Origin of the sequence: Devosia sp., from assembly GCF_017307565.1 — a bacterium.
Classification (GTDB): Bacteria; Pseudomonadota; Alphaproteobacteria; order Rhizobiales; family Devosiaceae; genus Devosia.
This window is the reverse complement of sequence record NZ_JAFKHD010000237.1, coordinates 1-7,799: the sequence shown is the minus strand read 5'-3', so window position 1 is coordinate 7,799 and position 7,799 is coordinate 1. Positions and strand designations below refer to the sequence as shown.

The 7,799-nt window shown below is 63.9% G+C and carries 7 protein-coding genes and 1 tRNA gene; 6 read left to right on the top strand and 2 right to left on the bottom strand.

What is annotated here, in order from left to right:
* Positions 1–80: 80 nt before the first annotated feature.
* Positions 81–155, bottom strand: a tRNA-Gly gene (locus J0I64_RS07950).
* 192 nt (positions 156–347) lie between these two features.
* Between J0I64_RS07950 and J0I64_RS07945 the strand changes: the two genes are divergently transcribed.
* Genes J0I64_RS07945 through J0I64_RS07935 form a run of 3 tightly spaced genes read left to right on the top strand, consistent with a single transcriptional unit; the run spans position 348 to position 2,194 of the window.
* Positions 348–1,280 carry a co-chaperone YbbN gene (locus tag J0I64_RS07945; protein ID WP_291407059.1) on the top strand — a complete coding sequence of 311 codons (933 nt, stop codon included), beginning with the start codon at positions 348–350 and terminating at the stop codon, positions 1,278–1,280.
* A 12-nt stretch (positions 1,281–1,292) separates the two neighbouring features.
* On the top strand, positions 1,293–1,958 hold the full coding sequence (locus J0I64_RS07940) for an LON peptidase substrate-binding domain-containing protein (RefSeq protein WP_291407058.1): 666 nt from the start codon (positions 1,293–1,295) through the stop codon (positions 1,956–1,958).
* Entirely contained in the window at positions 1,958–2,194 is a 237-nt protein-coding gene (locus J0I64_RS07935; protein WP_291407057.1) for a Trm112 family protein, read from the top strand. Before J0I64_RS07940 ends, J0I64_RS07935 begins: the two co-directional genes overlap by 1 nt.
* On the opposite strand, the gene J0I64_RS07930 is transcribed toward J0I64_RS07935, so the two are convergent.
* Positions 2,191–3,405, bottom strand: a complete 1,215-nt coding sequence (locus tag J0I64_RS07930; RefSeq protein WP_291407056.1) for an FAD-dependent monooxygenase — start codon at positions 3,403–3,405, stop codon at positions 2,191–2,193. The genes J0I64_RS07935 and J0I64_RS07930 overlap by 4 nt on opposite strands.
* A 280-nt stretch (positions 3,406–3,685) precedes the next feature.
* Between J0I64_RS07930 and J0I64_RS07925 the strand changes: the two genes are divergently transcribed.
* The 3 genes from J0I64_RS07925 to J0I64_RS07915 form a co-directional block, all read left to right on the top strand.
* Positions 3,686–4,024, top strand: a complete 339-nt coding sequence (locus tag J0I64_RS07925; RefSeq protein ID WP_046142773.1) for a P-II family nitrogen regulator — start codon at positions 3,686–3,688, stop codon at positions 4,022–4,024.
* Between the two features lie 26 nt (positions 4,025–4,050).
* A complete protein-coding gene (locus J0I64_RS07920) occupies positions 4,051–5,379 on the top strand; it encodes an ammonium transporter (RefSeq protein ID WP_291407055.1) in 1,329 nt (442 codons plus the stop codon).
* A 263-nt stretch (positions 5,380–5,642) separates the two neighbouring features.
* Positions 5,643–7,799, top strand: a 2,157-nt coding sequence (locus tag J0I64_RS07915; protein ID WP_291407054.1) for a DNA translocase FtsK, incomplete at its 3' end; no start/stop codon positions are given.

The window sequence follows — 7,799 nt, the reverse complement described above, 5'->3', positions numbered from 1 at the left end:
AATGGCGTCAAAGCAGATGCCAGAAAAACAAAAAGGGTCCCGAAGGACCCTTTGTTTTTCAAGACCGAAGCCCCGAAAATTGGAGCGGGCGATGGGATTCGAACCCACGACCCTAACCTTGGCAAGGTTATGCTCTACCCCTGAGCTACACCCGCGCTCCACATCGCTGCGCCTTGAAGCGCGTCGACGAGGCGCTATATGCCTAATCATCAGACCGATTGCAACCCCAGTTCTTCGCTTTCATGTCATCTTGTTGAAAGCCTGTGGAAGAAGGGCTTGCAACCGGGGTGTGGCGGGCGCAAAAAGGCCCGCGACTGCTCCCTCAATGCCTTTCGCGAGAGCTCTTTATGTCGATTTCCACCAATGGCGCTGCCCCGGCCACCCAGGGCTATATCAGCGAATCCACCGATGCCGGCTTCCGCGCCGACGTGCTGGAGGCCTCGCGTGAGGTCCCGGTTCTCGTCGATTTCTGGGCGCCCTGGTGCGGTCCCTGCCGCCAGCTGACCCCGGCGCTCGAAAAGGTGGTCAACGAAAAGGCCGGCAAAATCCGGCTGGTGAAGATCAATATCGACGATCATCCGGGCGTTGCCGGGCAGCTGGGCGTGCAGTCCATCCCCGCCGTTTTTGCCTTTGCTGGTGGCCGGCCCGTCGATGGCTTCATGGGCGCCATGCCCGAGGGTGAAGTCAGAAAATTTGCCGATCGCGTCATTGCTGCTGCTCCCCCGGGCGCGCCGCCGGCCGATTCGATCGAAGCCCAGATCGCCGATGCGCTCAAAGTTGCCGAAGAAGCCTTCGAGGTCGGCGATCTCGGCCAGGCCGCGCAGATTTTTGGCATGGTGCTGCAGCATGCACCGGAAAACGACGAGGCACTGATCGGCCTGTCGCGCGTCTATCTCGCTGCCGGCGAACTCGACCAGGCCCGCGCCACGCTCGATATGGTGCCCGAGGACAAGCGCAAGGGTGAAGCCTATACGGCTGTCGCCAATTCGATTCGCCTGCAGGACGAAGCTGCCGGGCTTTCCGAATCGGCCTCGCTCGAAGCCGCCGTTGCCGCCGACCCCGACAATCACCAGGCCCGATTCGATCTTGCCGTCGTGCTCAACGCCGAAGGCAAGCGCGTCGAGGCCGCTGAAGCCCTGGTCGCCATCTTCAAGAAGGATCGCACCTGGAACGAGGACGGTGCGCGCAAGAAGCTGCTCGAATTCTTTGATGCCTGGGGCGCCAAGGATCCGGCAACGCTCAAGGGTCGCCGCCTGCTTTCGGCAGCCCTCTTCTCCTAAGGGACTAAAAATATGCCGCAGCGCCCAGCGAGCCCTCTTGAGGTGCCGGACGTGGTCCCGATCTTCCCGCTGACCGGGGCGCTGCTGCTGCCCTATTCGCATCGTCCGCTCAATATTTTTGAGCCGCGTTACCTCGCGATGGTGGATTTCGCCCTCTCGACCGACCGGTTGATCGGGCTGATCCAGCCCGAGGATACGAGCGAAGAGAGCCCTGCCGGCCAGGTGCCCCTGCACAAGGTCGGCTGCCTTGGCCGCATCACGCATTTCGAGGAAAGCGGTGACGGCCGTTATTTCATCATTCTGGAAGGCGTGGCGCGGTTCGAGCTCGGTGAAGAGGTCGAGCGCGGCACGCCCTATCGTCTCGCCAAAATCTCGACCGGCACTTTTGCCGCCGATTTTACCCGCAATGACGGAGAAGAGGCGGTGGACCGGGCGCGGTTCGTCAAAATGATGCGCGACTATGCCGAATTCGCCAGCATCGATCTCAACTGGGAAGAGATCGAGCGCACCGGCACGGCCGATCTCGTCAATTTCTGCGCCATGGTCTCGCCTTATGGCCCCGCCGAAAAGCAGGTGCTGCTCGAAGCGCGGACGCTCAACGACCGGGCCGAAACGCTGATCGCCATGACCGAATATGAAATGGCTGGGGGCGGCAAGGGCGCCGTGCCGCTCAACTGATGGCAGAAGCTCCAGCAGATCCGCGCCACGTACTTGATCGCCAGGTGCTGGAAATGCTGGTCTGCCCGCTGACCAAGACGCGCCTCACCCTTTCGGCCGACCGCAAGGAGCTGATCTCCATTGCGGCGCGGCTCGCCTTCCCGGTCGTGCAAGGGGTGCCGCTCCTCAGTCTTGAGGAGGCACGCAATGTCGAGCCCGAAGAGCTGCAGGCGCTGTCGCGCCAGCCGCCCGGCTAGATCGGCAATCCGCTCAATAGCTTCGGGCCGCTCTGGGAAATGCCGGAGGCGGCGCGAATCATCGCGTCCTTGAGCGGGCCGGCGCGATCGACGAGCCCAAGCCCGAAATCGCGAATGGCGCGCACCGGGGCGACATCATTGGAAAAGAGCCGGTTCATGCCGTCGGTGACTGCGACCATGCTGGCCGTGTCGAGCCGGCGCCAGGCCTGGTAGCGGGCGAGGACATCCTCGCTACCGTGGTCGAGGCCGAGGCGAATGGCATCGACGATCACTTCGGCGAGCGCTGCCACGTCCTTCAGACCCAGATTGAGCCCCTGCCCGGCAATGGGGTGCACCACATGGGCGGCATCGCCAATGAGCGCGAGGCGCGGCCCGATGAATTCGCGCGCGATCTGCAGGCGCAGGGGAAACCCCATCAGCTTGTCTTCGAGCGTCACCGCGCCAAGGCTCGAGCCCATGACCGCCTCGATCTCGCGGGCGAGCTGGTCGCTGTCCATGGCGAGGAAGGATTTTGCCCGCTCGGTGGTCTCCGTCCAGACCAGCGACGAGCGGTTACCCGGCAGCGGCAGGCTGGCAAAGGGGCCCGAGGGCCGGAAATGCTCATAGGCGACCCCGTCATGGGGCAGTTCGTGTGCGATGGTGGCGACGAGCCCGGTCTGGCCATAGTCGTGCCCGGTCGTGCCGATGCCGGCGCGCTGGCGCAGCATCGACTGCGCGCCATCGGCGGCCACGATCAGTGGCGAAACCAGCACGCGACCATCGGCAAGCACCAGCTTTCCCTCGGACCAGTCGGCGATCTCGGCCGGGGCGATGACGCTGACGAGATCGCCCATGGCGCCGAGCAGGGCCGCCTGGCTTGCCGTGTTCGGCACCATATGGGCAAAGGGTTCGCCAGGCGCGACATCGCCGTCAAAGGTCAGGAAGAGCGGGCGCGCGATGTCGCCGGCGCCCGAATCGGTGATGCGCATGGCGCGGATCGGCTGGGACTTTGCCTCCATGTCGGCCCAGACACCCAAGGCATCGAAAATGCGGCGCACGCCGGCGGCAATGGCCGAGGCGCGATTGTCCTTGGGAACGGTCAGGGGACGACGATCGAGGAGGGCAACGCGGATGCCGCGCATGGACTGCGCCAGGGCAACGCCCAGCGTCATGCCCACCGGGCCTCCGCCCACGATCACGACGTCAAAATGTTCGCCCTTGTCCTGGCTCATCGGGTGCTCCTTGTCGGCCAGCATTGTCGGCCCTGGTTGCTGGCGCTGCAAGTGCGCAAGGTGCCGCAATGAGAGGCAGTGCGTCGTGCTCAAAATGCGTGCAGCCGTTATTTTGTGTGATCGAAAATTGGGCAAAACACTGCCTGTTGTGAAGGTGCCTTCAGCGCTCCTCGATTAATGCACTGTAAACAAAGCAGTTTTCGGCCTTGGCCCGTTTGGCACGGCGCTTGAGTCTGTCTTGGCATTCCAACACGCGCCGAAGCGGCGCCAAGGGGGTCATATGAAACTGGTGGTTGCCATCATCAAGCCGTCCCGGCTGGAAGAGGTCCGGCAGGCGCTCAATTCTCTGGACGTGCACGGGATGACCGTCACCGAGGTGAAGGGCTACGGGCGTCAGAAGGGTCACTCCGAAATCTACCGCGGCACCGAATATGCCGTGCACTTCCTGCCCAAGCTGAAGCTCGAAATCGCTGTCGACGATAGCCTTGCCGACCAGGTCAGCAATGCCATCCGCGACTCGGCCCAGACCGGCCGCATCGGCGACGGCAAGATCTTCGTGCTCGATCTGCTCGCGGTCACCCGTATTCGCACCGGTGAAACCGGCGCTTCCGCCCTCTAGGTCCTTCCCCAACTGGAGACACAACAATGAAGATGTCCAAACTCTTGGGGAGCGCTGCACTGGCTTCCCTGCTGATGGCCCTTCCGGCCTTCGCCCAGGAAGCGGCCGCCGCGGCCCCGGAAGTCGCCACCATCGATACCGGCGACACGTCCTGGATGATCGTTTCGACCCTGCTCGTCATTCTCATGACCATTCCGGGCGTTGCGCTGTTCTATGGCGGCCTCGTGCGCGGCAAGAACGTGCTGTCCGTCGTGACCCAGGTCTTCGGCGCCTTCTCGATGATCGCCCTGCTCTGGGTGGCCTATGGCTACTCGCTCGCCTTTTCGGGTCCGTCCGAAGGCGGCATCTCGGCCTTTATCGGTGACTTCTCGAACCTGTTCCTTGCCAATGTGACGCCCGACTCGGTTTCCGGCTCGATCCCGGAACTGGTCTTCGTGGTCTTCCAGCTGACCTTTGCTTGCATCACGGCGACCCTGGTCGTCGGCGGCATCGCCGAACGCATGAAGTTCGGCGCGGTCATGGCGTTCCTCGCCATCTGGTTCACCTTCTCCTACCTGCCGATCGCGCACATGGTCTGGTCGGGTGCGGGCCTCTTCTTCAATATGGGCGCCCTCGACTTTGCCGGCGGCACCGTCGTTCACATCAACTCCGGTGTGGCCGCTCTCGTCGCCGCCATCGTGCTCGGGCCGCGCCTGGGCTACATGAAGGAACCGATTGCCCCGCATAACCTGATCTTCGTGTTCATCGGCGCGTCCCTGCTCTGGGTCGGCTGGTTTGGCTTCAACGCCGGTTCTGCTCTTGGTGCCAATGGTCTGGCTGCTCAGGCCTTCCTCAACACCATCACCGCTCCCGCTGCTGCCGCCATTGCCTGGGCCGTCGGCGAAAAGATCACCCGCGGCCATGCTTCGGCCCTGGGCTTTGTCTCGGGCGCCGTGGCCGGTCTTGTGGCCATCACCCCGGCCGCCGGCTTTGCCGGTACCTTCGGCTCGATCGTGCTTGGTGCTGTGACCGGTTTCGTGTGTCTGTGGGCCGTCGTCACCCTCAAGCCGATGCTCAAGTATGACGACAGCCTCGACGTGTTCGGCATCCACGGCGTGGGCGGCATTGTCGGCGCCATCGGCACCGCCATCGTCGCTGACCCGGCCCTCGGCGGTTTTGGTGCCGAAGGCTATGCCCTCGGTGGCCAGCTGGTCACCCAGGTGCTCGCAGTGCTCGTCGCCATCATCTGGTCGGCAGTGGTGGCCTTCCTCGCCATGCTCATCGTCAAGGCCATCTTCGGCGGTGCCCGCGTCAGCGAAGCCGGCGAAAGCGATGGCCTCGATCTCACCAGCCACGGCGAACGCGCCTACAATTGATCTCCCCGGCAGGTGGCGCTTCGGCGCCACCTGCCACCACTTTCCCGTGGTGTGCGGCCTGCTTCCTCTTGGCCCGCCACAGAGGCTTCCCACGCACAAAGGTGGGCCGCACTCCTCGGGAAAGCTTAGCAACCGAAGCACAAATTTCGTCTTCCGGCCTGCGCTTGTTCGATGGTTAGCACGAGATTAACCACCCCGCTCTAGCATGACAGGCGATACGGGGACCGCGAATGGGTCGTGTCCCCCGAACAGTAATGCGTGCCATGCCCAGCCATCCCGTTCCGACGCTCGATGATGTCCGCCCCGTGCCGCCGCGTGGGGCCGCCCGCCAGAAGACGGCTTCCATGCCCAAACCTGCGCCGGTGATCGCCATTCGCATTCCGCTCCGCATCGCCGGCATGGTGCTGCTGGGTGTCGTGACGATTTTGCTGCTTTCGCTGAGCTCCTGGTCGGTCGATGATCCGTCCCTCTCCTATGCGACGAGCAAGATTGCCAATAACTGGCTGGGTTACCCCGGTGCCGTTATTGCCGACCTCGTGTTCCAGTTTCTGGGGCTTGGCGGAATTGTCGGCATTGTGCCGCTGGCACTCTGGAGCTGGGCCCTGCTGCGCAAGCGCCGCCTGACCCATGTGACGCTGCGCCTGCTCGCCTGGCTCGGCGCGATCATGCTCTCGACCGGTGTCTTTGCTTTCCTGCCGACGCCGGAAACCTGGCCGCTGCCGACCGGTCTCGGCGGCCTTGCCGGCATGCTCTTTTCCAATCTCGCCGGCATGATCGCCGGCGCTGATCCGCAGCCGATCACCGGTGCGCTCTTTGGCGTCATCATCGCCGTGCCGGCGCTGGCCCTGCTCTGGGTTGCCATGGGTCTCGGCACTTCTGTTCCGGCCATGCCGGCCAAGGCCTCGCGCCGGTCGGCCGCAGCCGCCGAACAGGAAGACGAGCCCGAAACCAATCCGCTCGTCGATGTGGCGCTCGGTGCCGTTGTCCATATGGGCTATTCGCTGCGCACTGCCTGGCGCCGCGCCCGCGCTGCCCAGGCCGCCCGCCACGAGGAAGAGGAAGAATGGCGCGAGCACGGCCATGAGCCCGATCTCGAGGGCGCCGCGGCGCCGCGCGCCCAGGCCGCGCAGGAGCCGGTGGTCGCCGTCGCCCAGCGCCGCATCCATGCCCCGGTCGAACCGGCCTTCGAAGCTGCGCCTGTCGTTTCGCCCCGCATCAATGCCGGCCCGTCCTATGACGAGACCGAAATCGACTATCCCGACGAAGTGGAAGACGATTCCGTTCCGTTCGAACCGGACATGCCGATTGCTCAGCACCCGGCCGTGGTCAACCACACCCAGCGCGGCGATTCGCGCTTCCAGCCGGTTGACCATTCCGCGCCCCGCGTTGCCGCGCCCGCTCCGCGCCCGGCACAGGGCCAACGTCAGTTCCGCGAAGCGCAGGCGAGTCTCCTCGACGAGCCGCAGGGCTTTGAGCTGCCGGCGCTGAGCCTGCTTGCCGAGCCCAAGCGCTCGGGCCCTTCGGCCGAGCACTCGCCGGAACGCCTCGAAGAAATGGCCCGCCGCCTCGAAGAGGTGCTGAGCGACTTTGGCGTCAAGGGCGACATCATCAATGTGCGCCCCGGTCCTGTCGTTACGCTCTTCGAACTCGAACCCGCCCCTGGCATCAAGTCGAGCCGCGTCATTTCGCTGGCTGATGACATCGCGCGCTCGATGTCGGCCATATCAGCCCGCGTCGCCGTGGTCCCGGGCCGCAATGCCATTGGTATCGAACTGCCCAACCAGACGCGCGAAACCGTCTATTTCCGCGAAATGCTGGCTTCGTCCGACTTCGAGAAGATGAAGGGCAAGCTGCCGATCTGCCTCGGCAAAACCATTGGCGGCGAGCCGATCATCGCCGACCTCGCACGCATGCCGCACTTGCTGATCGCCGGTACCACAGGTTCCGGTAAGTCGGTGGGTATCAATACCTTCATTCTCTCGCTGCTCTACCAGATGACGCCCGAGCAGTGCCGCATGATCATGATCGATCCCAAGATGCTCGAACTGTCGATCTATGACGGCATTCCGCATCTGCTTACCCCGGTCGTGACCGATCCGCAGAAGGCTGTCGTGGCCTTGAAGTGGGCGGTGCGCGAGATGGAAGATCGCTATCGCAAGATGAGCAAGATCGGTGTGCGCAACATCGACGGCTTCAATCAGCGCGTCTCGGAAGCGGCCAAGGAAGGCCGGACCATTACCCGCACGGTGCAGACCGGCTTTGACCGCGAAACCGGCGAGGCGATCTACGAGAGCGAAGAATTCGATCTGCAGCCGCTGCCCTATATCGTTGTGATCGTTGACGAAATGGCCGACCTGATGATGGTCGCCGGCAAGGACATCGAAGGCGCCATCCAGCGCCTCGCCCAGATGGCCCGTGCT